The sequence below is a fragment of the Shinella sp. BE166 genome (genome assembly GCF_051201095.1).
Lineage (GTDB): Bacteria > Pseudomonadota > Alphaproteobacteria > Rhizobiales > Rhizobiaceae > Shinella > Shinella lacus.
This window is the reverse complement of record NZ_JBPEHL010000003.1, coordinates 64,215-89,870: the sequence shown is the minus strand read 5'-3', so window position 1 is coordinate 89,870 and position 25,656 is coordinate 64,215. Positions and strand designations below refer to the sequence as shown.

The following is a 25,656-nucleotide window of genomic DNA, read 5'->3' as shown; positions in this document are numbered from 1 at the left end:
CGCAATTCAGGCCCGCATCCGTCAAATCCCGGCGTGGCCTTTTCGATGGATCCGGTTGAGGCGGTGCGCGTCAATCTCTCGGCCGCCGAACGCCGTGTTGCCTCGCTCGCCGGCCGTCGCACGGTCAAGAAGGAATGGCAGGCCGCCTGGCTCGTGCGGGCGATCGAATGTATCGACCTCACCACGCTGAGCGGTGACGATACGGAAGGTCGTGTGCGCCGGCTCTGCGCCAAGGCGCGGCAACCGCTGCGCGAGGACCTTCAGGAAGCACTCGGCCTTGCAAACCGCCGCATCACCACCGGCGCCATCTGCGTCTATCACCGTTTCGTGGCGACCGCCGTCGATGCCCTGAAGGGCAGCGGCATTCCGGTCGCGGCCGTGTCTACCGGCTTTCCGGCTGGTCTTTCGCCGCTCGAGACGCGCCTCAAGGAAATCGAGGCGTCCGTTGCCGATGGGGCCGCGGAGATCGACATCGTCATCACGCGCGAGCATGTGCTGCGCGGCAACTGGCAGGCGCTTTACGACGAGGTAAAGGCTTTCAAGAAGGCCTGCGGCCCGGCGCATATGAAGGCCATTCTGGCGACCGGCGACCTCCAGACGCTGCGCAACGTCTCGCGCGCCTCCTGGGTCGCGATGATGGCGGGGTCGGATTTCATCAAGACCTCCACGGGCAAGGAAGGCATCAACGCCACGCTGCCGGTGACGCTGATCATGCTGCGCGCCATCCGCGACTATCGCGAGATGACCGGTCATGTGGTTGGCTACAAGCCGGCCGGTGGCATCTCCACCGCCAAGGATGCCATGGCCTATCTCGCGCTGATGAAGGAGGAGCTCGGCAATGACTGGCTCCAGCCGAACCTCTTCCGTTTCGGCGCCTCCTCGCTGCTCGCCGATATCGAGCGCCAGCTCGAACATTATGTCACCGGCCGTTACGCGGCCTTCAGCCACCACGCCATGGCCTGACGGCGGGCGAGGGGAGAATAGAAATGTCGATTGCAGAGATTCTTGACACGATGAGCTATGGCCCGGCCCCCGAAAGCGACAAGGAAGCGCGCGCCTGGATCAAGACGCTGGGCGGCGAGACGAAGCTGTTCATCGGCGGCGCCTGGAAGAAGGCGAAGACCGGCGAAAGTTTCGAGACGACCGCACCGGGTTCCGGTGAGGTTCTGGTGCGTGTCGCACAGGCAGGTGCTGCCGATGTGGATGCGGCCGTCAAGGCCGCCGCCAAGGCGCAGCCGGCCTGGGCCGCACTTCCGGGCCACCAGCGCGCCCGCTACCTCTATGCGCTGGCCCGCCTTATCCAGCGCCACAGCCGCCTCTTCTCGGTGGTGGAAACGCTCGACAACGGCAAGCCGATCCGTGAGACCCGCGACATCGACATCCCGCTCGTCGCTCGCCACTTCTACCACCATGCCGGCTGGGCGCAGCTCATGGATGGCGAGCTTGCCGACCGCGAGGCGCTCGGCGTCTGCGGGCAAATCATCCCGTGGAATTTCCCGCTGCTGATGCTCGCCTGGAAGATCGCGCCGGCCATCGCGCTCGGCAACACCGTCGTGTTGAAGCCCGCCGAATATACCTCGCTCACCGCCCTTCTCTTCGCCGAAATGTGCCAGAAGGCCGGTCTGCCGGAGGGCGTGGTCAACATCATTACCGGCGATGGCGCGACGGGCGAGGAGATCGTCAAGCATCCCGGCATCGCCAAGATCGCCTTCACCGGCTCGACCGAAGTCGGCCGCCGCATCCGCGGGGCGACCGCCGGCACGGGCAAAAGCCTGACGCTGGAACTCGGCGGCAAGTCGCCCTTCATCGTCTTCGACGATGCCGATCTCGATGCGGCTGTCGAAGGCGTGGTCGATGCCATCTGGTTCAACCAGGGTCAGGTCTGCTGCGCCGGTTCGCGCCTGCTGGTGCAGGAGAGCATCCACGATCGTTTCATCGCCAAGTTGAAGGCCCGCATGGAGACGCTGCGCGTCGGCGATCCGCTCGACAAGGTCATCGATATCGGCGCCATCGTGCACCCGGTGCAACTGGAGCGCATCCGCTCGCTGGTCGAGGCGGGCGTCAAGGAAGGCGCCACCCTGCACCAGCCGAAGGCCGGTATTCCGGGCAAGGGTTGCTTCTATCCGCCGACGCTGCTGACCGGCGTGCATCCGGCTTCGACGGTCTCGCGCGTCGAGATCTTCGGCCCCGTGCTCGTCGCCACGACGTTCCGCACGCCCTCCGAGGCCGTGGAGCTTGCCAACAACACGGAATACGGCCTTGCCGCCTCCATCTGGAGCGAGACCCTGTCGCTTGCCCTCGACATAGCACCGAAACTGAAATGCGGCGTCGTCTGGGTGAATGGCACCAACATGTTCGATGCCGGCGTCGGTTTCGGCGGCTACAAGGAATCCGGCTTCGGCCGCGAGGGTGGCCGCGAGGGGCTTTCCGCCTATAGCCGGCCGAAATGGCTCGCCAAGGCGAAGGCGATCGTCGAGAAACCGGCGGCACAGGCGACCGGCGACGTACTCTCCACCGGCTTCGTCGATCGCACGGCGAAATTCTATGTCGGCGGCAAGCAGGCCCGGCCCGATGGCGGTTACTCGCGGCCCATCGTTTCGCCCTCTGGCGCGCTTGTCGGCGAAGTCGGCGAGGGCAACCGCAAGGACATCCGCAACGCCGTGGAAGCCGCGCGCAAGGCGACGTCCTGGAGCACCGCCAGCGAGCACAACCGCGCGCAGATCCTCTATTACATCGCCGAGAACCTCGATGCCCGCGCCGGCGAATTCGCCGATCGCCTCGCCGCCATGACCGGCCAGCGCCGGCAGGATACGATGCGCGAGGTTTCCGCCAGCGTCTCGCGCCTGTTCTCCTACGGTGCCTGGGCCGACAAGTATGAGGGCGCCGTGCACAAGCCGCCGATGCGCGGCGTGGCGCTCGCCATGAACGAGCCGGTCGGCACGCTCGGCATTGTCTGCCCGGAGGAGCCCGGCCTGCTCGGCTTCGTCTCCACCTTCGCGCCGGCCATTGCGCTCGGCAACCGCGTCGTCGTCGTGCCGTCGGCAAGCCAGGCGCTCGCCGCCACCGATTTCTACCAGGTGCTGGAGACCTCCGACGTGCCGGACGGCGTGGTCAACATCGTGACGGGCGACCGCGATGCCCTGGCACTCGACCTCGCCAAGCATGAGGAAGTCGACGGCATCTGGTATTTCGGCACGGCGGCCACGGCCGGTGCCATCGAGAAGGCGTCCTCCGGCAACCTCAAGCAAGTCTGGACCGAACAGGTGCAGCGCGACTGGTTCGATGCGCGCCAGGGCGAGGGCCGGGAGTTCCTCGCGCGCGCCACGCAGGTGAAGAATATCTGGGTGCCTTACGGCGAGTAAGGCACGTAAGAACGGCAGGCCACCCCGGCCCGCCTGAGAAAATGCCGGGTGGCCGCTATGGCCTCTCGCATCGATTTCGAAGACCGACGGTTCGCAGCCGAGGGCAGCGCTTTTGCGCGCCCACCCTTTCGTGCGGCCGGAGATCAGGCATTTTAGACGGAGGAAAGACGTGTATCTCGAACGTTTCAGGCTCGACGGCGAACTGGCAGTCATCACGGGGGGAGGGCGCGGCATCGGGCTTGCGAGCGCCGATGCGCTGGGCGAGGCCGGCGCACGGCTCGCCCTCATCGAGCGCGATCCCGCCCTTCTGGAAGAAGCGCGCGCGACCCTTCAGGCCAAGGGCTATGACGTTTCCGTGCATGAAGGCGACGTCACCGACGCCAAGCGCATGCAGGCGATCGCCGACGAACTGGCCGCCAAGGGCGGCGCCTCCATCCTCGTCAACAATGCGGGCATCGCGCTGAGCGACATCCCCGCCGAGGACATGGAAGACGAGCGCTGGCTCAAGGTCATCGATGTCAATCTCAACGGCGTCTACTGGTGCTCGCGATCCTTCGGCCGGCACATGCTGGAGGCCGGCCGCGGCGCCATCGTCAATGTCGGCTCCATGCCGGCTTCATCGTCAACCGGCCGCAGCCCCAGGCGCATTACAACGCCTCGAAGGCCGCCGTGCACCACTTGACCAAGTCGCTCGCCGCCGAATGGGCGCCGCGTGGCGTCCGCGTCAATGCAGTGGCGCCCACCTATATCGAAACGCCGCTCAATGCGCTCGTCGAGAACAACCGGCCCATGTTCGATCGCTGGATCGATTCCACGCCCATGGCGCGCATGGGCAAGGACCACGAGGTCGCAAGCGTGATCCTCTTCCTGTCCTCCCAGGCAGCCAGCCTGATGACCGGATCGATCGTGCTTGTGGATGGAGGATACACGCTCTGGTGACCGCATCCCGTCCCGGGTGCCGCACCGCATCGTGTTTGCCGCAATAGCATGCAAACAAGTCAACTAGGAGGAGTTACCATGACCACGATCAAGACGCTTCTGGCAGGGTCCGTCGCCCTGTTCTGCCTCACATCCGCCGCCATGGCCGCGGATTGCAAGGTGGGCCTCACCATGCCTTCGCTCAACGCGCCCTATTTCGCCGCGCAGGTCGCTGCCGTCGAGAAGGCCGCCAAGGATGCGGGCTGCGAAATCACCACGGCGGACAGCCAGAGCGATTTCTCCAAGCAGATCAACGATGTGGAGGACATGATCGCCAAGGGCATCAACATCCTCATCATCAATCCGCGCGATCAGGAAGCGCTCGTGCCGGTCGTCAATGCGGCAACCGCAGCCGGCGTCAAGGTCGTGGCCATGGACTCGACGCTCAATCCGAAGGCCAATTTCATCTCGCAGGTGCGCTCTTCCAGCGACGAGAACGGCCGCCTGGTCGGCGACTGGATCGCCAAGACGATGAAGGGCACGCCGATCAAGATGATCCTGCTGTCCGGCAACCAGGGCAATCCGGGCGGGCTTGAGCGCCGCATGGGCGTCATCAAGGGCATTACCGAGGCGCAGCTCGTCAACGAAGGTGCGGTCAACCTGCAGATCCTCGGCCAGGGCTGGGGCGACTGGGCGACGGATGGCGGCCTGAAGGCGGCAGAAGACCTTTTCCAGGCCCATCCGGACGCCAACCTCGTCGTCGGCGAGAACGACTCCATGGTGCTCGGCGCCGTGCAGGCGGCCAAGGCCGCCGGCCTCGACAAGATCCTTTTCGCCGCCGCTGCCGATGGACAGCGCGAGGCGCTGGCGATGATCAAGGACGGCGCCTACGGCGCGACGGGCCTCAACGATCCGGACCTCGTCGGCCGCACCGCCTTCGACGTCGCCTACAAGGCGTTGAAGGGCGAACTGCCGTCGGATTTCCCGAAAGAGTATTTCACGCCCGCCGACGTGATCTCCAAGGACAATGTCGACAAGTATTACAAGCCCGATTCTGTATTCTAAATCGACAGCAAGAGAAGGATGCACCGGTTTCCGGTGCATCCTTTTGGGAGCCCAATGACAGAACTTGTCAGTCTATCCGGTATCCGGAAGAACTATGCCGGCGTGCAGGCGCTGAAGGGTGTGGATTTCGACCTGAAGGCCGGCGAAGTGCATGCGCTTGTCGGCGAAAACGGCGCGGGCAAATCCACGCTGATGCGCGTGCTCGGCGGCGAGACGCCCCCGACTTCGGGCACGGTCAGCCTTTACGGTGAGATGGTCGCACTGTCCGGCCCGCGCGATGCGACGAGCCGCGGCGTGTCCGTGATCCATCAGGAGCTGGCGCTGGCGCCGGACCTGACGGTGGCCGAAAACATCTTTCTCGGGCGCCTGCCGGGTTTCGTCAATCACGGCGCGCTGCGCAAGGCGGCACGCGATATCCTCGATCGCCTCGGCTTTGCCATCGATCCCGCCGTGCAGGCCGGCCGTCTGACGGTCGCCCACCAGCAGGTGGTCGAGATCGCCAAGGCGCTGTCCAACAAGGCGCGCATCATCGTCTTCGACGAGCCGACCGCCGTGCTCGCCAACAGCGATGCCGAGCGGCTGCTCGCGATCATCCGTGAGCTGCGCGCCGGCGGCACCGGCGTCGTCTATATTTCCCATCGCCTGAACGAGGTCTTCGACCTTTCCGACCGCATCACGGTGATGAAGGACGGCTCGCATGTCGAGACGCTGGAGACGGCCGCCACCGATGTCGACGCAGTGATCGCCCGCATGGTCGGCCGCCAGATGTCCGCGCTGTTTCCGCCGAAAGACGGACGTGTGCCCGGCAAGGTGGTCGTCGACTTGCGCAATGTCACCCGCGGCCGCAAGGTCCGCGATGTCAGCTTTTCCGTCCGCGCGGGCGAGGTCGTCGGTCTCGGCGGGCTCGTCGGCTCGGGCCGCACGGAGGTCGCGCGCCTCGTCTTCGGTGCCGACAGGATGGATTCCGGCACCGTCGAGCTCAACGGCAAGCCGCTGCACCTTTCCTCGCCGCGCGATGCCGTGCGCGCCCAGATCGGCCTCGTTCCGGAAGACCGCAAGGAACACGGCGTCATCCTCGATGCGCCGATCCGCATCAACACGACGCTCGCGAAGATCCGCAGCATCACCCGTTTCGGCATCCTGAACGTCGCCAAGGAACGGCAGGTTGCCACAGCGCTCGGCGCCGAGATGCGCCTCAAGGCATCGAGCGTCGATGCGCCGGTCTCCAGCCTTTCGGGCGGCAACCAGCAGAAGGTGGCGCTCGCCAAGTGGTTCCATGCCGATTGCGACCTGCTCATCCTCGACGAGCCGACGCGCGGCGTCGATGTCGGCGCAAAAAGCGAAATCTACAATTTGATCAACGACCTGGCCAAAGCCGGCAAGGCGGTTCTCGTCATTTCGTCCGAACACCAGGAGCTGTTCGGCATTTGCGACCGCATTCTCGTGATGGCGGAAGGCGCCATCGTCGGTGAACTTGCCGAAGGCGCGTTCACTGAGCAGCAGCTTTTGACGCTGGCAATGACCCAGTCGGCCAGGAACAGAGATGAGGCAAGCCTATGACCACTACACCCGCAAGCGCCGCCGCGCCGTCGCCGCTTACGCCCCGCATTCTGGAGGCGGTCCGCCACTACGGCACGCTCGGCATCTTCCTGGTGCTGGTGATCGTCGCGTCGCTCTGGTCCGATGCGTTCCTGACAGAGCGCAACCTGATGAACGTCGTGCGCCAGGTCGCCTCCGGTGCCGGCATCATGGCCGTCGGCATGCTCTTCGTCGTGCTGACGCGCGGCATCGACCTTTCTGTCGGCTCGATTGCCGCCGTCGGCTCGGTGCTCTGCGCCCATCTCATCGCCGCGCAGGGGTTCAGCGTGCCGCTGGCGATCCTGCTCGTCATCGCGACCGGCGCGGCCTGCGGCGTGGTCACCGGCTTCTTCGTCGCCTATATGCGGCTGCCGTCCTTCGTCATCTCGCTTGCCATGATGGCGATCGCCCGCGGCATTTCGCTGATCGTCAGCGCCGGCCGGCCGATCACCATGGGAGAGCCCGGCGCGTCGCTGGTCGATTTCGGCAGCGGCTTCTTCCTCGGCATCCCGCAGCCGGCCATCCTGATGCTGCTCATCTACGCCATCGGCGCCGCGGTTTTGACCTATACGAGCTTCGGCCGCATCGTCACCGCCATCGGCTCCAATGAGGAGGCCGTGCGGCTCTCCGGCGTGCCGGTCGAGCGCTACGTGCTTTCGGTCTATGTCATCAGCGGCGCGCTGGCGGCGGTCGCGGGCATCGTGGCGGCCGGGCGCACGGGCATCGGCACGCCGCAGGTCGGCGTTGGCGCGGAGCTTGATGTCATCGCAGCCGTGGTCATCGGCGGGGCGAGCCTGATGGGCGGGCGTGGCAACATGTTCAACACGCTGCTCGGCGCGCTGATCCTCGGCATCATCACCAACATCATGAACCTTGCGGGCGTGCCGGGCTACCACCAGAACGTCTATCTCGGACTGATCATCATCCTGGCGATGCTCATCCAGTACGTCACCGCCCGCTCACGGCGCTAAATCGGAGAACAACATGTCCCGTTCCTTCGGCAGCCCCAGCCGCTACATCCAGCGCCGCGGTGAAATCGCGCGCCTCGGCGAACACCTGGCGCCACTTGGCCGCAAGCCGCTCGTGCTCATCGACGCCTTCCTCTTCGAGCGTTACGCCGAAACGCTCGGTGCGAGCTTGAAGGAGGGCTTCGGCGCCCGCTTCGAAAAATTCGGCGGCGAGTGCAGCGACCGCGAGATTGCCCGCGTGACGGCGATTGCCGCCGAACACGGCGCGGATGTCGTCGTCGGCATTGGCGGCGGCAAGACGCTCGACACGGCCAAGATGGCCGCCCACCGGACGAATGCGCGCATGCTGGCCGTGCCCACCATCGCCTCCACCGATGCCCCGACGAGCGCCGTGGTGGTCGTCTATTCCGATGAGGGCGTCTTGCAGGAGGCGCATAACCTGCCGCGCAATCCCGATCTGGTGCTGGTCGATCCGGAAGTCATCGTCGCGGCACCCGTACGCTTCCTTGTTGCCGGAATGGGGGATGCGCTCTCCACCTGGTACGAGGCGCGCGCCAATATCGACGCCGGCACGTTCAACTACATTTCCGGCGGCTTTCCGGCCACCCGCGCTGCCATCGCCATCGCCCGCGAATGCCATGCGGTGATCATGGAGCAGGCGGTGAAGGCCAAGCTTGCGGCGGAAGCCGGCGTTATTACGCAGGCCGTCGAGGATATCATCGAGGCGAACACGCTGCTCTCCGGTCTTGGCTTCGAGAATTGCGGCGTCTCCGCCGCGCACGGCATCCACGATGCGCTGACCGTGCTGCCGGAAATCCACGGCCTCCTGCACGGCGAGAAGGTCGCCTTCGGCGTGCTCTGCCTGCTCGTGCTGGAAAACCGTCCGCAAAGCGAGATCGACGAGACGCTCCGCTTCTGCCGCACCCTCGGCCTGCCGACGACGCTGGCGGACCTGAACATCACCGAGGATGTGCCAGCTAAGGTGCGCAAGGTCGCCGAAGCCGCCGTCAAAGGCAACATCACGCACGCAACTCGTGCGCCGGTGGGCGTGCAGGAGATCGAAGCGGCCATCCTCGCTGCCGACGCACTCGGGCGGGCGACCTGAGCAGCTTCCATACTGCAAACTAAACCGAAACCCCGGCCGAGAGGCCGGGGTTTCTTATTTGGCGCTTTAGAAACCGCCGACCACGAAGCCGCCGTCGACCGGCAGATCCGCGCCGGTGATGAAGACGGCGGCGGGGGAGGCGAGGAAGAGTGCGGTGCCGACGAGGTCGTCCACCGTGCCCCAGCGCTTCAGCGCCGAACGCTGGGCGATCTTTTCGGCCGGCACCGGGTCGGTCCACAGACCCTTGGTCATGTCGGTCTTGTGGTAGCCGGGCGAGATCGCGTTGACGCGGATGCCGTCGGGGCCGAAAGCATGGGCGAGATGGCGGGTGAGGCCGAGCACGCCCGATTTGCTGGCGCCATAGGCCGGCACGAGCGGATCGCTGACATAGCTGAGCATGGAAGCCGTGTTGAGGATGACGCCCTTCGAGGCCTTGAGCAGCGGCAGCACGGCCATGGCGAAGCGCATCTGGCTGTTCAGGTTGACATCCATCACCTCCATATAGGTGTCATCCTCGAACTCGGCTTCGGGACGGGCAATGCCCGCGCCGTTGACGAGAACGTCGAGCTTGGAAAGCGTCTTCGCGAAGGCCTGGATCGCCTCCGGGTCGCGCACGTCGACGCGCTCGAAGCGGATGCCCTTGTTCTCCGGGTCGGCGGCGGCGGCCTTCAGCTTCGTCTCCGAACTGCCGAGTGCCACGACCGAACCGCCGAGCCGGGCAAAACCCTGGGCGATGGCAAGGCCGATGCCGGACGAACCGCCGGTGACCAGGATGTCCTTGCCGGCAAACAGGTCCGGGCGAAACGTGTTGATGATGTCCTTCATGAAGTCCTCCTCAAAGTGATGGTTCAGGGCCGATCGCCGGCCGGGCGGATCTGGGCGGCAAGCGCGTCCATGTCGTCGTAGAGCGCCTTGCTGTGATGGTAGAGCCGGTCGAAAACCGGCTGGACATGGCTGTAAACCTCTACCCATGCGGGATCGGGCGCGATTTCATCGGCGTAACGGACATAGGCTTCCGCCGCATCCTCCGGCCGCGAGAAACGGCCCGTCGCGGTCGCGGCCATTGCCGCGCAGCCGACGAGGCCGCATTCCGGCTCCTGCGGCACGAGCACCGGCGTGTCGAAGACGCTCGCCTTGATCTTCAGCCAGAGTTTTGTGCGTGCCCCGCCGCCGGCGGCGATCATGCGCTCCAGCCGTTTGCCGGAGCTCGCCTCCATGATGCGGATATGGCGGGCCATGGCAAAGGCGATGCCTTCGAGGATCGCCCGGTGCAGGTGCTCCATGCCGTGCACCGCGCCAAGCCCGAAGAACTGCGCGCGCGCGTTGCGGTGTTGGCCGAGACGCTCGCCGGTCAGGAAGGGCATGAACAGCAGTGCCTCGGAACCGGGCGGTGCTTTTTCGGCCCGCTCGACGATATCGCTGTAGCTCAACGCGCCATCATGGAAGGCGCGGCGCGCCCAACGCATGCCGTCGCCACCGGTTTCGAGCAGCACGAAGGGCGCCCAGTTGCCCTCGATCGTCGCGACGTTGGAGATTTCAGAATCGAGCAGCGGCTTTTCGGCGATCATCGTGACAATCGCGCCGGTGCCGGTGCTGTCCGAGCCGAGGCCGGGCCGGCAGGCGCCCGATCCGAGCAGCGCCATCGGATAATCCGCCCCGCCGACCATGACGGGCGTGCCGGCGGCAAGCCCCGTTGCTAGCGCTGCTTCCTCCGTGACGTGGCCGATGATGTCGAGCGGATTGCGGATCGGCGGCAGGAGGCGGGCATCGAGCCCCATGCGCTCGATCATCACCGGCGACCAGGCGACCGTCTCGGGGTTCATCAGGAAGCTGCACGAGGCGTCGCCGGTATCCATGGCGATTTCGCCGGTCAGCCGGAAGTTGATGTAGTCCTTCGGCATGATGGCGACGGCGCTGCGCTTGTAGGCCGCAGGGTCGGCATCGCGCACCCATTGCAGCTTGAAGCCCGGCCAGGCGGGCGTTGGCGTATTACCGCTTTCGCCGAGATAGCTTTCGGGCGCGTTCTCGGCCTCGAATTTTCGCACAAGATTGAGCGTGCGCTTGTCGTTCCAGAGCGGCGCGGTATCGCGGGTCAGGTGCCCCGCATCGTCGAGCAGCACGAGGCCGTGCATCTGGCCGCAGATGGCGACGATGGAGATGCGCTCGCGCGCGCCTTCGCTCTTGTCCAGCACGGCGCGCACCGCAATGCAGGCGCCCTCCCACCAGTCGAGCGGGCGCTGCTCGGCCCAGCCGAACTGCGGAACGATCTGGTCGTGCTCGCGCGCCGCGATCTCGACGATTCGGCCCGTGGTGTCGATAAGCGCGGCCCGCACGCTGCCGGTGCCGACGTCGATGGCGAGAAAGAGCTCCCCGGTCACGATGCAACCTCCCTGAGCGCGGCGAGTGCGCCCGACAATGCCTGCTGTTGCTCGGCGGCCTGGCGATAGGCGACAAGCGCCGCCTGGTAGACGGCGCGCGTTTCTGCCGCGGGTTCGCTGCGGCCTTCCGCGACATGCAATTCGCGGATCGGCAGGAAATCCGTCCAGAGCCCCATTCCGACGAACGCCAAGGCTGCTGCGCCGAGTGCGGCCGCCTGTTGGTCGATCTTCGTCTTGATGATCGTGCAATCGAAGACGTCGGAAAAGACCTGCCGCCAGAAGGCGCTGCGCGCACCGCCGCCCACGATGATCATTTCCGAGCCGATGGCAGTCATGCGGCGCAACTCGTCGAGCGCGACGCGCAGGCCGAGCGCCACGCCCTCCAGCGCCGCGCGCAATATGTCGGCGCGGCCGTGTTGCAGGTCCAGCCCGATGAAGCCACCGCGCACAGCAGGCCCGCCTTCGAAGCTCGTGCCGCCGCCGAGCGTGGGCACGAAGATCAGGCCGCGTGCGCCGGCGGGCGCTTCGCCGGCGAGGCGGAACAGTTCGTCGTGCAAGTCCAGACCGGCTGTTTTGGCCGCCTGTTTGACGTCCGGCAGCAGCGTGTCGGTCACCCAGTTGACACTGGTGCCGGAGGAGAAGATCGAGGTCGCCGAAATGAACATGCCCGGCGCCACATGGGCGAAGACGAAGGGGCGCACGCGGTCATCCAGCAGCGGCTCGGAAGAGGAGACGGTGATCCAGCTCGACGAGCCCATCGAGGCATAGGCGTCGCCCTCCAGGAAGGTGCGGCCGCCCAGCGCCATGCAGCTGTTGTCCACACCACCCGCGACCACCTTGACGCCCGTCGGCAGGCCGAGTTGCTTCGCGACATCGGGCAGGACCTCGCCGAGAATCTCGGTAGAGGCGACGATTGCCGGGAAGAGGTCCGGGCTGAGCCCCGCCGCTTCGATCAGCTCCGGCGCATAGCGTCCGGCCTTCAGATCATAGACGCCGGTGCCCGAGGCATAGGACGGGTCGGTGGCGATGCGGCCGGTCAGCCGCAGGTTGATATAGTCCTTGGTGCCGATGATCGTTCTTGTCCGGGCGAAGATATCGGGCGCGTTTCGGCGCAGCCAGATCGCCTTGAACACGGTGTAGAGCGGGGCCGGAAAGCCGTTGCCGGTCTTGCGATACCAGGCGTCCGGATCGACGCGCGTGAAGAAGTCCTCCGCTTCTGCAACGGCGCGGCCGTCCGACCAGAGCGGCACGAACTCCTGCAACAGGGCGCCGTTCTCATCGAGCGGAATGCAGCCGAGGCTGTGGCCGGAAATGGCGATGGCGCGGATGGAAGCGGCATCCACCGCGGGATTGCCGAGCAGCGTCTTCAGGCTCGCGCAAATGGCATCCCACCAGTCCTCTGGGCGCTGCTCGTGGTGCGAGGACGAGGGGTAGAACGTCTTGTAGGACACGACCTCTTCCGCAATGCAGTTGCCATCCGGACGGAAGATCGCCGCCTTGACGCCCCCGGTGCCGAGGTCGAATGCCGCAACGGTATCGGCCATGGTCTCACCCCGCCATGCCGGTTACGTCGAGGCGGCCGCCGGGCAGGGCCGCGCACTCGCGCACCAGATCGACCGCGACCTTTGTGTTGATACCAAAGCGGGTGACGCCGAGGCGCACCATGGCGGCAATGCTTTCCAGCGAGCGAATGCCGCCCGAGGCTTTCACTTCCACTGCGCCATCCACGGTATCGATGATGAGCTTCAGCTTTTCCGGTGTCGTGGCGCTCGGCGTCCAGCCGGTGCCGGTCTTGACGAAGGCGGCGCCGCTCTCGGCGACAATGGCTGAGGCGGTGCGGATTTCGTCGTCCGTCAGATGTGCGAGTTCGAGGATGACCTTCAGCGGCACGGGCGCAATTGCTTCCACCACGGCGCGCATATCGCTGCGCACATAGTCGAGATCGCCGGATTTGAGGCGGCCGACATTGATCATCATGTCGAGTTCCTGCGCGCCGTTTGCGGCAAGTTCCGTGGCCTCCGCGACCTTGGTGCGGGTCGTATGCCCGCCGGACGGGAAGCCGACCGGGCCACCGACGAGCGTCAGCCCGCCCGTAGGCACGAGGCTGCGCAGCAGCGGCACGAAATTCGGCAGCACATGGGCGGCGATGAACCCTTCGGCCACGGCGATGTCCGCCAGCTCCCGCACGTCCGCCTCGGTATGGAAGGCCTGGACGGCGCTGATATCGATCAGGGCGGCCAGCTCGCGGGGCGAGAGCGATGCCGGCGTCGGGGAGCGGTGGCGGGTGTTGTGCATCTCTATGTCTCGTTGCTCATTCGTAGGTAGCGGAGGTTGCGCTTCATGCCGGTGAAGAGTTCGACATGTTCGGCGCCGCGGCGCAGCGCCACGCTGGTGGACAGGATGTCGATCACCGTCAGCGCGGCGATGCGGGAGATCGTGGGTGTGTAGATATTGGTGTTTTCCAGCGTCTCGACCTTCAGCACGAGATCGCAGAACTCGACGAGCGGCCCATCCGCGCCGACGATGCCGATGATCTGGCAGCCGTTCTCTCGTGCCCGGCGTGCGGTCTCGATGATGGCGAGCGTCGCCCCCGTATTGGAGATGACGACGGCGACGTCGCCCGGTTTCAGCATGGAGACGACCATGATCTGCTGGTGCGCGTCCGTCTCCGCGCCGCAGGGCACGCCGAACAGCGGGAATTTCTGCTGGGCATCGCGGGCAACGATGCCCGATGCACCGAAGCCGAAGAAGTCGATGCGGTTCGCCTTGGCGAGCATATCGACGACCTGGCCGACTTTTACCGGATCGAGATGGTTGCGCACCCAGTCGAGGCTGGTGATCGTGTAGTCGAAGATTTTTTCCGAGACCTGGGCCGGCGTATCGTTACCGTCGATGACCGAATGGGTCGCGGACACGCCGAGCGCCAGGCTTTGCGCGAGGCGCAGCTTGAAATCCTGGTAGCCCTGGCAGCCGACGGAGGCGCAGAAGCGGATGACCGTCGGCTGGCTGACCTCCGCCCATTCGGCGGCCTCCGCGATGGTCGCGTTGATAACGCGCTTCGGATCGGCGAGCACGAGTTCGGCCACCTTGCGATCCGATTTGCGGAGCTCTCCGCGCTTCATGCGGATGACCTCCAATATGTTGTTATTGTTGCCGCCAATCGGTTTGGGCTGGAGCGCGCTGGTTGACATGGAGACCCCCGGTTCACTTAGACAATCGGTATTCAACCGACAGCTTTGCCCGATGGAGCCGCGCCCTGCAATCAGCCGCCGCCGATTTGGCATCGATCGTCGCAGGGTCCTCGGTGTTGAAGGCGAACATGCCGTAGTGATGGGCGATCATGTCCGCCGCGCCGATCTGGTCCGAGAGCATACAGGCTTCGTCCAGCGTCAGATTGCCGGCGATGCCGGCTTGCGTGAGCTCAGGCCGGCGGCCATTGACCGGCAGCAGCGCGAGATCGACCTTGAAGGGCGCGACCTCGTCGACGAGCCCTTCGAAGGGGATCGTATCGCCGGAGTGGTAGAAGCGAACGCCATCGCTCTCGACCACGTAGCCCAGAAATTTGTGCCAGCCCTCCGACGAACGCTCCAACGTCTCGTGCGCGGCGCGGACGGCGGTGATGGAGAGGCCGGGCAGCGGCTCGATACGCTCGCCGGCATCCACCGCGATCAGACGCTCCGGTCCGACGCCGATGCGTTCTTGCGCAGCCGCGATCGCGGCGCGCGGCACGACGAAGCGGCAATCCGGATTGGCCTCGGCGATCGGCGTCAGTGTCTGCTGGTCCATATGGTCGGTATGGTGATGCGTCACCAGCACGAGATCGACCGGGCCGATTTCGGACGGCTCGATGGGGGCGGCCATCAGGCGGTCGTGCTCGAAGCGCTTGCCCTGGTATTTCTGCGCAAGGCTGTCGGAAAGGTAGGGATCGATGACGATGCGATAGCGGCTGGTCGCGATGACGAAGCCGGCCTGCCCGAGCCAGTAGAGCCGGACGTCGCCGGCCGGCGGCGTAGAGAGCCGCGCGGCGAGCGTTTCCGAAAATGGCACGGGCAAGAGCGACGTCATGCGGCGTCCTCCCTGACCAGCGCGGCGAGCAGGTTTTCCACGGCGATCGTCGTCGCCTTGCTGACGCTCTCGTCGGTCAGTCCGCCGATATGGCTGGTGGCGATGACGCGGGGATGGCTGGCAAGCGAGCCGGGGGCGGGCGGTTCCTCGACGAAGACGTCGGTGGCATAGGTCTGCAACCGGCCCTCGTCGAGTGCAGCGCGCACGGCATCCTCGTCCACCAGCGTCGCGCGGGCGGTGTTGATGAGGATGGCGTTGGGCGGCATGATCGCGAGACGGGCCGCATCGACGATCGGCCGGCCGTCGGCGGGCGCGGGGCAATGCAGCGAGACGATGTCCGCTTCCGCAAAAACCTCATCCAGGCTTGCCCATTTGAACGGCCCATAGACTTCGACATTCGGGCGGAAGGGATCGTGCGCGACGACGTTGGCCCGCATCGACGAGACGGCGCGTGCGACGCGCTTGCCGATGGCGCCGCAGCCGATGATGCCGACGGTGCGTTCTGCGATTTCCTTGCCGCGCGAACGCGGCCAGCCGCCGGCCCGGATACCGGCCGTCTCGGTGGGGATGTGGCGGAGGGAGGCGAGGATGAGCCCCATCGCAAGCTCCGCCACGCCGACAGCATTGGCACCCTCGGCCTTGAGCACGCGGATACCGCGGCCCTTCAGCAGTGACAGAGGCAGGTTGTCGATGCCGGTGCCGTTGCGGCTGATTGCGCGCAGGCTGTCGGCAGCGGCGATGACCCGCTCGGAGACGGGTTCGACGCCGGCGAGCCAGCCGACGCAGCCGGGCACGAGGTCGAGCAGTTCGGCCTCATCCGGCATGCGGCCGGGCGTCGGGAACACGAGGTCGAAACCGGCATCACGAAGCGGTCCGAGTTCCGGCGGCGGATCGAGCGAGAGCGAACGGGGCGTGACGAGAATACGCTTCACCGCATCACCCCTTTGCCGCTTCGATGGCGATGCGCGAAATCTCGTCGAAGGACGGGCCGGAGGTCGGGATGTCGATATCGAAGACTTCGGCGATGACCTGCGTCCAGCCATGCAGGAAATAGGTCCAGCCGTCCTCGACCTGCAACCCGCGCGCCGCCTGCTGGCGCCGTGCCTGGTCGAGAAAGACGAGGTCGCCGCGGTAGTTTAGGTCCCAGGCCATTGCTCGCTCGGGGAAAATACCCGCATCGGTGATCGGCGAGCCGGGCGCGTCCTTGCCGAGGCCGGTGGCGTTGATGACGAGCGAGCCCGGCTTCAGCGCGGCCATGGCGGCATCGTTCAGCTCCGGCCGGTCGGCCAGCACGTAGTCGATCTTAACGCGGGCGTTCATGTCCTGGTGAATGCGCCGCAACTCGTCGAGACGCGGCTGCGACCGGTTGGTGACGACGATACGGGACGGCATGTCGGCGCCGCGGCTTGCCTGCATGAGGTGCCAGGTGATCGCGATGGTGGAGCCGCCGGCGCCCATGGAGAGCACTTCCGCGCCGGTATTGGCAAAATGGCCTTCCGGCACGAAACCGTCGATCGCCAGGCCCGAGGAAATGGGGTCCTTGGCATGGCAGATCAGCTTGCCGTCGCGCTTCGAAAGGCAGCTCGTCTCATGCATGAGCAGCGCATGCGGATCGATCACGTCGAACATGTCGCGCGCCGCATTAAACAGGTCGATCTTGTGGGTGGTGACCAGCGCGCCGAGCGACAGCGGGTCCGTCCTGATGAAGGCGACGGCCTCGCGATAGGCCGCGGGATCAGCGTGCAGCGGAAAGTCGATGCCTTTGAGCACCGCATCCTTCAGCCCGAGATGGCGCGCCCAGGCGGGAAAGACCCGCATGATCGAGCTTTTCGCCGTCGTCACGCCAATGAAGTAGAAGGTCGGCTGGGTCGCGGGTTGATAGCGGCTCATCGGTTCGCCTCGCGTGCCTCTTTGGCCCTTGCCACCGCCGCGCGCGCCTTCGCCGTGATATCGGCCCAGCGGCCTTCGCCGATGTCCGCTTTCGTCGCGATCCAGGTTCCGCCGACGGCTGCCACCGCGCCGAGCTTCAGCCATTCGTGCATGTTGTCGAGGCTGACGCCGCCGGTCGGCACGAAGCGGGTGCCGAGATGCGCGAAGGGCGCGCTGATCGCCTCCAGCATGGCGGGACCGCCGGCCGCTTTCGCCGGAAAGAATTTTGCGAGCTTCAGGCTGTGGCGGGTGACGGCGGTCAGGTCGGAGGGCGTCATGATACCGGGCGCAAAGGGAAAGCCCTTGCCGTTCGCCGCCACGACGATCTCGGCATCGAAACCGGGCGCAAGGCCGAAGCGGGCGCCGGCGCTGATCGCCGCGTCGAGCGCTTCCGGCGTCAGGATCGTGCCGGCGCCGACCAGCAGTTCCGGGCGTTTGTCGGCCATGATGGCGATGACTTCGGCGGCCGCCTCGGTGCGGAAGGTGATCTCGGCAAGCGGCAGACCGCCTTCGAGAAGCGCGTCTGCCAGCGCGACGGCGTCGGAGGCGTGCTCGATGGCGATGACCGGAACGACGCCGAGCTTGGCTGCCTGATCGAATGGAGCACTCATGCGGTTTCTTCCTTCTCCTGATGGCCATAGAGGGCGGCGATCGTCGCCGCGTCCCGCATCCGCCAGCCGGCATTGTCGACCTGTTTCCAGCCGCCCTTGCCGTCGTCGATGATGCGGGCGCGCATGCCGCCGGCCTTGGCGATGCAGTCATAGTCCTGTCCGGAATCGGCGGGGTAGCAGAACAACATCACCAGCTCCTCGTTGCCAACATTGACGGAGCGATGGATCCAGTAGGGCGGCACGTAGCAGACGGTCTGGGCGTCGATTTCGACGATGCGGATCTCGCCTTCCGGGGATTCCATCAACATGAGGCCGCGGCCCTTCTGGCCGTAATAGATTTCCGGCCGGTCGGCCTGCCGGTGGATATGGCCGCGGGTGACGAAATACTCGCTTCCCACCTTGCCGGGCAGCATGCGGGTGACGCCGAAGATGAGATCGCCGGACCGCTCGTTCGGCCGGAACTCCGAGACTTCATAGACGACCGTGTCGTTCCACTCGGCCTGCATGGCGGAGAAGGCATCCGCATCCTCATAGAGACCCTCAAGGTCGCGGAAACGTTTCTGGTAATCGCCCGTGGCATCGCTCATGGCGCCGGTCTGAAGGTCGATCTTGCACCCGACGGGCTCGAATAGCTGTGTCAAAACTGGGTCCTCGTCTCTGTCAATTTTTCGATCAAACGATGGTGTAGCCGCCGTCGATCATCAGGTTTGCGCCGTTCACCATCGCGGCCGCACCGCTGGCGAGGTAGAGCACCGAGGCGGCGATCTCCCACGGCTTGGCGAAGCGCCGCGTCGGGATGGCGGCGCGGGCGCGCTCGCCCTTTTCGCCGGCCCAGCCGGTGAGCCCGAGTTCGGTCTCCACCACGGTCGGCGAGAGCGCGTTGACGGTGACGCCGCGCGGTCCCCATTCCAGCGCCATGCAATTCGTCATGCCGACAATGCCCGCCTTGCTGGCGCAATAGGCGACATGGCCCTCGATGCCGATGATGGCGGCCTGCGAGGCCATGTTGACGATGCGGCCGGCCTTGCGCTCCAGCATGCCGGGCGCAACCGCGCGCGCCATCAGGAAGGAGCCCTTGAGGTTGATGGCAAGCGTGCGGTCCCATTCCGCCGTCGGATAGCTTTCTGCCGGCGCCAGCGGCCCGATGCCGGCATTGTTGACGAGAATGTCGATGCGGCCGAAGGCCTCGGTCACCGCTTGAACGGCGCGCTCGACGCCCGGCTCGTCCGTCACGTCCACGATATGGGCGATGTGCTGGGCGCCGAGCGAGGCGGCAACATCGGCAACGGAGGGATCGCGGTCGAGCAGCGCGACGCGCGCCTTCTTCTCCGCGAAGGCTTCGGTAATCGCCCGCCCGATGCCGGTCGCCGCACCCGTAACCACCACGGTCTTGCCACTGAAATCCAGCAGGTCGTCGAAGGAAGGGATATCCGTCATGTCAGAATTCCTGGCCTGTATGGGTGATCGTCATCTCCTGGAGATTGACATCCTGCGGCAGCTGGTAGGCAAAGAGCATGGTGCGCGCGATGTCGTTGACGTCGAGACCGCCATCCAGCTGCTTGCGGCCGTTGTCCCAGAATTCGTAGGCATTCTGGTGGGTGATGGTCTTGTCGATCTCCGACTTGGCGACGCCCGGCGAGATGACCATAACGCGCACCCGGTGGGCCGACATGGTCTGGCGCATGCCCTCGCTCACGGCATGTACGAAGTGTTTGGTGCCGCCGTAGACGTCATGATGTGGGTAGACTTTTCGGCCGGCAATCGACGAGACGTTGATGATCGTGCCGTGGCGGCGCTCCTTCATGCCGGGGGCCACCGCATGCATGCCGTTCAGCACGCCGAGGCAGTTGATATCAATAAGGTCGCGCCATTGTTCCGGGTCCTGCTCGTCGAGACGCGCGAGGCGGGAGATGCCGGCATTGTTGATCAGGCAGTCGACCGGGCCGAACTTTGCCTCGCCCTCGGCGATCGCCGCGACCAGCGCCGCATGGTCTCGCACATCGGCGTTGACGGCCAGCGTATCGGGAAGCCCCATCGCCTCGATCAGCTCGGGGCGACGGGCGATGAGAAGCAGCGGATAACCGGCGGCCGAAAAGACGCGGGCGGTTTCCTGGCCGATGCCGGCGCTGGCGCCGGTGATTATGACGAGGGGTTTTCTGTCAGTCATGGCTTACCTCCCGCGGTCAAGCGATGCTGCGCGAAAAAGCGTCGAACGCCAGGATCGCATCGCGAACCGCAGGCACCGTGATGGTGACGGGCGTCGCATAGATGATGTTTCCCGGCCGGCATGCGGCCTCCGCCACGCGCTCGATCTTGGCGGGCACGTCTTCGACGACGCCGAGGTCGGAAAGCTTCGTCGGCAGGCCGACGCTACGGCAGAAGCGGATCATCGCCTCGATTTCGGCATGATCGCGGTTTTCCAGCATCAGCAGGCAGAGCGTGCCGAAGGCGACCTTTTCGCCGTGGAAATAGCCGTGGATTTCTTCGAGCACCGTCAGCCCGTCATGGATGCCGTGCGCAGCCGAGCAGCCGCAATTCTCGAAGCCGAGGCCCGACAAGAGCGTGTTCGCCTCGATGATGTTTTCCACCGCCTGGGTCAGCAGCCCGGCCTCGACGGAGATCTTCGCCTTGACGGCATCGCGCACCAGCACGCTGTGGCAATGCCCGGCGATTGCCATGCCAGCCTCCGTGGTCGGAAAGCCGCCGGCGACATAATTGTTCGTGCGCGATTCGATGTTGGAGCGGGCCTCGAACCAGGTCGAAAGCGCGTCACCGATGCCGGCGACGAGGAAGCGCGCGGGGGCGGCCGCGACCAGCGCGGAATCGACGACGACGACATCCGGATTGCGCGGCAGGCGGAGGGAATCCTCATAGACCCCATGTTCCGAATAGCGCACGGCAATCGCGCTGCAGGGTGCATCGGTCGAGGCGATGGTCGGTGCGATGACGATGCGCGCACCGGTGTCGATGGCGACGATCTTGGCGGTATCCGCCGTCTTGCCGCCGCCAACGCCGACGAGCACGTCGCTGCCATGCTCGATGGCAATTGACCGCACACGCTCGATTTCGGAGGTGCAGCATTCGCCGCCGAACCGCTCGAAGCGGATGTCGAGGGCGTCGCCCGCGCTCTTGCCGATGCGCTCGCTGAGCGTGTCGAACAGCACGCGGTCGATCAGTACGAGGGCACGTTTGCCGAGCGGTGCCAGGTAGCTCGCCAGCTTGTCGATCTCGCCTGCGCGCTGGATATATTTGTTCGGACCGCCGAATGCGCGTGCCATTCAATTGCTCCCGTATTTCTTTGCTGTGAAGGTCAGTGGATGGTGTAGCCGCCGTCGATGGTGAGCACCGAGCCGGTGACGTAGCTGGCGGCATCGGAGGCGAGGTAGAGCACGGCGGCCGCCACTTCGCTCGGCTTGCCGGTGCGGCCCAGCGGCGTCATGCCGAGCCAGATCTTCGACCATTCCGGGTCGTCCAGTCCGCCCTGCGTCATAGCGGTTTCGATATAGCCGGGCGCCACCGCATTGATGCGGATGTTGTTCTTGGCGAACTCGCCGGCCAGCGACTTGGTCAGCATATGCACGCCGGCCTTGCTGGCATTGTACGCGACCTGGTTCTGCGGAAGATTGCTGATATAGCCGGAGATCGAGCCGATATTGACGATCGAGCCCCGCCCCGCCGCAACCATCGTCTCGATGGCCGCCCGGCAGCACCAGAAGAGGCCGGTGAGGTTGGTGTTGATCACCTCGTCCCAGGTCTCTGGCTTGACGTCGAGGCTGTCGCCATGGCGCGCGATGCCGGCATTGTTGACGAGGATATCAAGCCCGCCAAGCTTGGCGGCCGCCTGCTTCACGACCGCCTGGGCGGTGCTCTCGCTGGAAATATCGGCGGGCAGGTAGAGCGCTTCGATGCTCTTGCCGGCCAGGTGCCGCACCGCCTTTTCACCCTCGTCGCGAGAGCGCGCGGAGATGGCGATGCGTGCGCCGGCCTCCCCGAGCGCCTCGGCGCAGGCAAGCCCTATGCCTCGACTGCCGCCCGTCACCAGCGCGACACGACCATCCAATCTGAAAAGCTCAGCGTACACGATCCCCTCCCGGTAGCGCCCTCCTTGGCGCCTCTAAAAATGTAGTTTAGCTACCTTGACAATCGAGTGTCAATCCGAAAATCTATGTCTCAGGGATGGAATTTACCGAAATCAAAGGCAGGCGAGACATAATTCGCGCCATGATTTCGATAAAATGTAGCTAAGCTACGGGAGGACAGCAAAATGGGCGTTCAGCCGCGCTACCGTTTTCGGTCGGGCGACGTGGGTGGCGATGTGTCAGCGGCGCGTCGTTCGGCGCCGTCCTTTGGCCGGCGCCACGGCGGCTTCCGCCTCCCGCGCCGTCACCGCAGCCAGATAATGTTCGCGCGTCGCCTCGATGTGGCTGCCCATGAGGTCCACGATGGCCTGGTCGTCGCCGGCCGCCACCAGTTCCGCCAGCCGCACATGCTCCTCGAACGAGGTGGCGTTGAGCGAGGGGGCGAGCGACAGGCGGTTGCGCAGAGCCTGCACCCGGAAGGCGATCAGCTCGTAGGCCTCCATGAGATAGGCGTTGTCGGCCAACTCGAAGAGCACGCGGTGGAAGCCGCCGTCGAGCGTGCGGTAGAGCTCCGCGTCATTGGCGTCGAGCGACTTGCGCATCTTCTTGACGATGTCGGCCCATTGCTTGGCGAGCGCCCGGCGATCGGTCGCAAGCGCCATGCGGAGGGCGGCGAGTTCCAGGACCTCGCGCAGTTCCGAAAGCTTGCGGACCTGATTTGCATCCATGTCGAAGACGAACGAGCCGCGCTGCGGATGCACCTCGATGAGACCCTGGCGCTTCAGCACCATCAGCGCCTCGCGCACGGGCGTCTTGGAGACGCCGAGCTCGGTGGCGAGCGCGATTTCGGAGAGCGGTTCGCCGAGCTGGAACACGCCGCGCACGATGCGGTTGCGTATTTCCTGGGCCGCCAGGTCGGTCAGCGACGGACCGCGGTCGAGTGTATTCATAGGGGCTCCCTTCCTTGCAGGGGCCGACGCAGATTCGCCGAGCCCTCAACTATTTACACTGAGATATTAGATATGATACGCCAATTCTCGTCGTCTGCAATCTCCTAGGTTGGGTCCGATATGTCCGTCCAGACTCTAGTTGCCCCCGATTTGCTCCAAGCGCGAGTCGAAACTGCGCTGCGCAACGCCGGCGCGTGCGATGCATCCGCCGCTGCCGCGGTGCAGGCGTTGATGCATGCCTCGCGCATCGGGGTCGACAGTCACGGCGTGCGGCTGGTGGTCCATTACGACAAGGTCCTGCGCGGCGGGCGGGTCAATGGAACGCCGAACATCACGGTCCGCAAGACGGCGGCTGCGACGGCGATCGTCGATGGCGACAATGCGCTCGGCCACCATGCGGCCTATGTCGCGATGGACACGGCGATCGGGCTGGCGCGCGACAGCGGCATCGGTGCGGTCGGCGTCATCAATTCCTCGCATTTCGGTGCGGCCGGTGCCTATGCGCGGGTCGCCGCGGAAGCCGGTTTGATCGGTTTCGCGACCACCAATTCCGACAGCGTCGTGGCCCTCTTCCAGGGCCGGGAGGCCTTTCACGGCACGAATCCGCTGGCCTTTGCGGCTCCCAGCGGCGGTGAAAAGCCGTGGTTGCTCGACATGGCGACCTCGTCGATCCCGCTCAACCGGCTGCTGCTCTACAAGTCGCTCGGCGTGCGTCTGCCGGAGGGTGTCGCCGTCGATGAGGCCGGCGCGCCGACCGTCGATCCGGCTTCGGGCAAGACGCTCCTGCCGCTCGGCGGCGTGGATTTCGCCTTCAAGGGGGCGGCTCTTGCCGGCGTCGCGACGCTGCTGTCGGCCATTCTTCAGGGCATGACGCTCGATCATGCCTTCATCCCCATGGTCGGGGGCGACGATTATTCGACGCCGCGCCAGATGGGGCATTTCCTTCTCGCCATCGATCCGGACCGCTTCGGCGGCCGGGACGTCTTCCATGCCGGCATGGCCGCCTATCTGGCGGCTTTGAGGAGCGCGCCGGCGCAGGAAGGCGGCGAGATCCTGGCGCCCGGCGACCGCGAATGGCGGGTCGAAGCCGAGCGTCTCGTGGCCGGCATTCCGGTCGATCCCGATACCGCGGCGTTCCTGGAACTGCCGCGGAGCCCGGCCGGACCGGCCGGACATTCCAAGGAGAACACAGCAGCATAGCCAATCACGCGCCGGGGCAGGGAGCCCACGGCCGTCAACCGGGAGGAATGAAATGAAATCCATGCTGAAAAAGGGTTTGCTGGTCGCAGCGCTGATGACCTCGACGGCGCCCGTCGCCATGGCGCAGGAATGCGTCGACGCCGACCGCGTGCCAATCACCTGGTCGACGATCGCCGGCTTCTACACCGATGCCATGGCGAACCTCGTCGCGGGCTTCGAGGCGAAGAACTGCGTCAAGGTCAATGTCGTCAACATCGACAACTCGCAGCTCTACAACAAGCAGGTCATCGAGATGGTCGGCCAGACCGGCGCCTATGACGTCGTGACGCTGGAAACCTCCGAAAAGGCGGAGTTCGCCGAAAACGGCTTCATTCTGCCGATGACGGACTATTTTGCCGACAAGAAGGCGCAGCTCGACGACGTGGCGCCGACGCTCGCAGCCCTCACGACGCAGTACAAGGGCGACGTCTGGGGTCTGCCCTACTACACCTATACCGCCGGCTATATCTATCGCGCCGACCTGTTCGAGGATGCGACCGAGAAGGAAGCCTTCAAGAAGCGCTTCAACTACGATCTCGCCGTGCCGACCACCTGGGCACAGCACCGCGATATCGCCGAATTCTTCACGCGCAAGGCCGGCGAGAACCTCAAGGGCGAAGCGCTCGCCAAGGACTTTTATGGCGTCGGCCTGATGGCCGGTCCCTTCCCGGAAATCCAGGACGAGATGTCCGGCGTGCTGTGGTCGCAGGGCGCGGACTGGCTGACGGATGAGGGCAAGGTGCCGGTCGACGCGGTCGAAAAGGCCATGAACGACTATCTGGCGCTGATGAAATTCGCCCCGCCGGCGGCCCTCACCGTCACCTATGACGGCGTGATGAACCAGATGAAGGACGGGCAGATCGCCCAGACCTATTCCTTCTTCCTCGATCAATGGCCGAATGCCGTGACGACCGAAACCAGCGTTCCGGGCGCCAAGATGGGCGTTGCCGAAGCGCCGGAGAAGAAGGCCTATATCGGCGGCTTCCTGCTCGCCGTCTCCGCATCGTCCGCCCATCCGCAGGAGGCGATGGACTTCGTCGCCTATATCGGCGGCCATGACGCGCAGATGGAGTTTGCCAAGGCGGGCGGTACGTCGACTCTGATGAGCGTGCTCTCCGACCCGGCCTTCGCCGCGCCGGAAAGCCGCACGAAGACCGGCCACTTCTCGACGCTGCTGAAGATCTTCGATTCCATGAAGGGCTTCCGCTCGAACCTGTTCGACACGCCCTTCGGCGCGAAGATCTACAACACGATGCAGATCCCGCTGCAATCGGCGGCTGCCGGCCAGATCGACGCCCGCGCGGCGGCCGAACAGCTCGCTGCCGAAGTCGAGAAGATTTGCGGCGGCCCGTGCCCGATCGGAAAGTGATCGAAGCATCGATCCAAGCTTTGCATGGTGGGCACCCGCC

Annotated in this window: 23 protein-coding genes and 1 pseudogene; 9 read left to right on the top strand and 15 right to left on the bottom strand. The window is 65.4% G+C overall.

What is annotated here, in order from left to right:
* Positions 1-45: 45 nt before the first annotated feature.
* From deoC (J2Y63_RS07855) to J2Y63_RS07825, 7 genes and pseudogenes are all read left to right on the top strand, one after another.
* Positions 46-963, top strand: coding sequence for a deoxyribose-phosphate aldolase (gene deoC / locus J2Y63_RS07855; protein WP_435266066.1), 918 nt, complete (start codon positions 46-48; stop codon positions 961-963).
* A gap of 23 nt (positions 964-986) precedes the next feature.
* Positions 987-3,362: an aldehyde dehydrogenase family protein gene (locus tag J2Y63_RS07850; protein ID WP_435265597.1), complete on the top strand. Its 2,376-nt coding sequence runs from the start codon at positions 987-989 to the stop codon at positions 3,360-3,362.
* 169 nt (positions 3,363-3,531) lie between these two features.
* Positions 3,532-4,301, top strand: a pseudogene (locus tag J2Y63_RS07845) (SDR family NAD(P)-dependent oxidoreductase).
* 78 nt (positions 4,302-4,379) lie between these two features.
* The gene (locus J2Y63_RS07840; protein WP_435265596.1) at positions 4,380-5,345 is read left to right on the top strand and encodes a substrate-binding domain-containing protein; all 966 of its coding nucleotides are present in this window, start codon (positions 4,380-4,382) and stop codon (positions 5,343-5,345) included.
* Positions 5,346-5,399: 54 nt separating this feature from the next.
* Positions 5,400-6,905 carry a sugar ABC transporter ATP-binding protein gene (locus J2Y63_RS07835; protein WP_435265595.1) on the top strand — a complete coding sequence of 502 codons (1,506 nt, stop codon included), beginning with the start codon at positions 5,400-5,402 and terminating at the stop codon, positions 6,903-6,905.
* Positions 6,902-7,894: an ABC transporter permease gene (locus J2Y63_RS07830; RefSeq protein WP_435265594.1), complete on the top strand. Its 993-nt coding sequence runs from the start codon at positions 6,902-6,904 to the stop codon at positions 7,892-7,894. The genes J2Y63_RS07835 and J2Y63_RS07830 overlap by 4 nt, the downstream gene beginning before the upstream one ends.
* A 13-nt stretch (positions 7,895-7,907) precedes the next feature.
* Positions 7,908-8,996: a glycerol dehydrogenase gene (locus J2Y63_RS07825; RefSeq protein WP_435265593.1), complete on the top strand. Its 1,089-nt coding sequence runs from the start codon at positions 7,908-7,910 to the stop codon at positions 8,994-8,996.
* A 66-nt stretch (positions 8,997-9,062) separates the two neighbouring features.
* On the opposite strand, the gene J2Y63_RS07820 is transcribed toward J2Y63_RS07825, so the two are convergent.
* From J2Y63_RS07820 to J2Y63_RS07750, 15 genes are all read right to left on the bottom strand, one after another.
* A complete protein-coding gene (locus J2Y63_RS07820) occupies positions 9,063-9,821 on the bottom strand; it encodes an SDR family NAD(P)-dependent oxidoreductase (RefSeq protein WP_435265592.1) in 759 nt (252 codons plus the stop codon).
* A gap of 23 nt (positions 9,822-9,844) precedes the next feature.
* Complete coding sequence (locus tag J2Y63_RS07815) at positions 9,845-11,374, bottom strand: xylulokinase (protein WP_435265591.1); 1,530 nt, start codon at positions 11,372-11,374, stop codon at positions 9,845-9,847.
* Positions 11,371-12,918 (bottom strand): xylulokinase, encoded by a 1,548-nt coding sequence (locus J2Y63_RS07810; protein ID WP_435265590.1) that lies wholly within the window; start codon positions 12,916-12,918, stop codon positions 11,371-11,373. The genes J2Y63_RS07815 and J2Y63_RS07810 overlap by 4 nt, the downstream gene beginning before the upstream one ends.
* Positions 12,919-12,922: 4 nt before the next feature.
* Positions 12,923-13,669 (bottom strand): deoxyribose-phosphate aldolase, encoded by a 747-nt coding sequence (gene deoC, locus J2Y63_RS07805; RefSeq protein ID WP_435265589.1) that lies wholly within the window; start codon positions 13,667-13,669, stop codon positions 12,923-12,925.
* 2 nt (positions 13,670-13,671) lie between these two features.
* Positions 13,672-14,565 (bottom strand): SIS domain-containing protein, encoded by an 894-nt coding sequence (locus J2Y63_RS07800; protein WP_435265588.1) that lies wholly within the window; start codon positions 14,563-14,565, stop codon positions 13,672-13,674.
* 13 nt (positions 14,566-14,578) lie between these two features.
* Positions 14,579-15,439 carry an MBL fold metallo-hydrolase gene (locus tag J2Y63_RS07795; RefSeq protein ID WP_435265587.1) on the bottom strand — a complete coding sequence of 287 codons (861 nt, stop codon included), beginning with the start codon at positions 15,437-15,439 and terminating at the stop codon, positions 14,579-14,581.
* A complete protein-coding gene (locus J2Y63_RS07790; RefSeq protein ID WP_435265586.1) occupies positions 15,436-16,371 on the bottom strand; it encodes a phosphoglycerate dehydrogenase in 936 nt (311 codons plus the stop codon). Before J2Y63_RS07790 ends, J2Y63_RS07795 begins: the two co-directional genes overlap by 4 nt.
* Positions 16,372-16,375: 4 nt before the next feature.
* Positions 16,376-17,329, bottom strand: coding sequence for a shikimate dehydrogenase family protein (locus J2Y63_RS07785; protein ID WP_435265585.1), 954 nt, complete (start codon positions 17,327-17,329; stop codon positions 16,376-16,378).
* Positions 17,326-17,979 (bottom strand): bifunctional 4-hydroxy-2-oxoglutarate aldolase/2-dehydro-3-deoxy-phosphogluconate aldolase, encoded by a 654-nt coding sequence (eda, locus tag J2Y63_RS07780; protein WP_435265584.1) that lies wholly within the window; start codon positions 17,977-17,979, stop codon positions 17,326-17,328. The genes J2Y63_RS07785 and eda overlap by 4 nt, the downstream gene beginning before the upstream one ends.
* A complete protein-coding gene (locus J2Y63_RS07775) occupies positions 17,976-18,620 on the bottom strand; it encodes a glucose-6-phosphate isomerase (protein WP_435265583.1) in 645 nt (214 codons plus the stop codon). Before J2Y63_RS07775 ends, eda begins: the two co-directional genes overlap by 4 nt.
* A 31-nt stretch (positions 18,621-18,651) precedes the next feature.
* Complete coding sequence (locus J2Y63_RS07770; RefSeq protein WP_435265582.1) at positions 18,652-19,416, bottom strand: SDR family oxidoreductase; 765 nt, start codon at positions 19,414-19,416, stop codon at positions 18,652-18,654.
* Between the two features lies 1 nt (position 19,417).
* The gene (locus J2Y63_RS07765; protein WP_435265581.1) at positions 19,418-20,146 is read right to left on the bottom strand and encodes an SDR family oxidoreductase; all 729 of its coding nucleotides are present in this window, start codon (positions 20,144-20,146) and stop codon (positions 19,418-19,420) included.
* Positions 20,147-20,162: 16 nt separating this feature from the next.
* Complete coding sequence (locus J2Y63_RS07760) at positions 20,163-21,257, bottom strand: glycerol dehydrogenase (RefSeq protein WP_435265580.1); 1,095 nt, start codon at positions 21,255-21,257, stop codon at positions 20,163-20,165.
* Between the two features lie 32 nt (positions 21,258-21,289).
* On the bottom strand, positions 21,290-22,060 hold the full coding sequence (locus J2Y63_RS07755) for an SDR family NAD(P)-dependent oxidoreductase (protein WP_435265579.1): 771 nt from the start codon (positions 22,058-22,060) through the stop codon (positions 21,290-21,292).
* A 237-nt stretch (positions 22,061-22,297) separates the two neighbouring features.
* A complete protein-coding gene (locus tag J2Y63_RS07750; RefSeq protein WP_435265578.1) occupies positions 22,298-23,008 on the bottom strand; it encodes a GntR family transcriptional regulator in 711 nt (236 codons plus the stop codon).
* Positions 23,009-23,128: 120 nt separating this feature from the next.
* Between J2Y63_RS07750 and J2Y63_RS07745 the strand changes: the two genes are divergently transcribed.
* Positions 23,129-24,208, top strand: coding sequence for an Ldh family oxidoreductase (locus tag J2Y63_RS07745; RefSeq protein WP_435265577.1), 1,080 nt, complete (start codon positions 23,129-23,131; stop codon positions 24,206-24,208).
* A gap of 52 nt (positions 24,209-24,260) precedes the next feature.
* The gene (locus tag J2Y63_RS07740) at positions 24,261-25,616 is read left to right on the top strand and encodes an ABC transporter substrate-binding protein (protein ID WP_256116657.1); all 1,356 of its coding nucleotides are present in this window, start codon (positions 24,261-24,263) and stop codon (positions 25,614-25,616) included.
* Positions 25,617-25,656 lie beyond the last annotated feature (40 nt).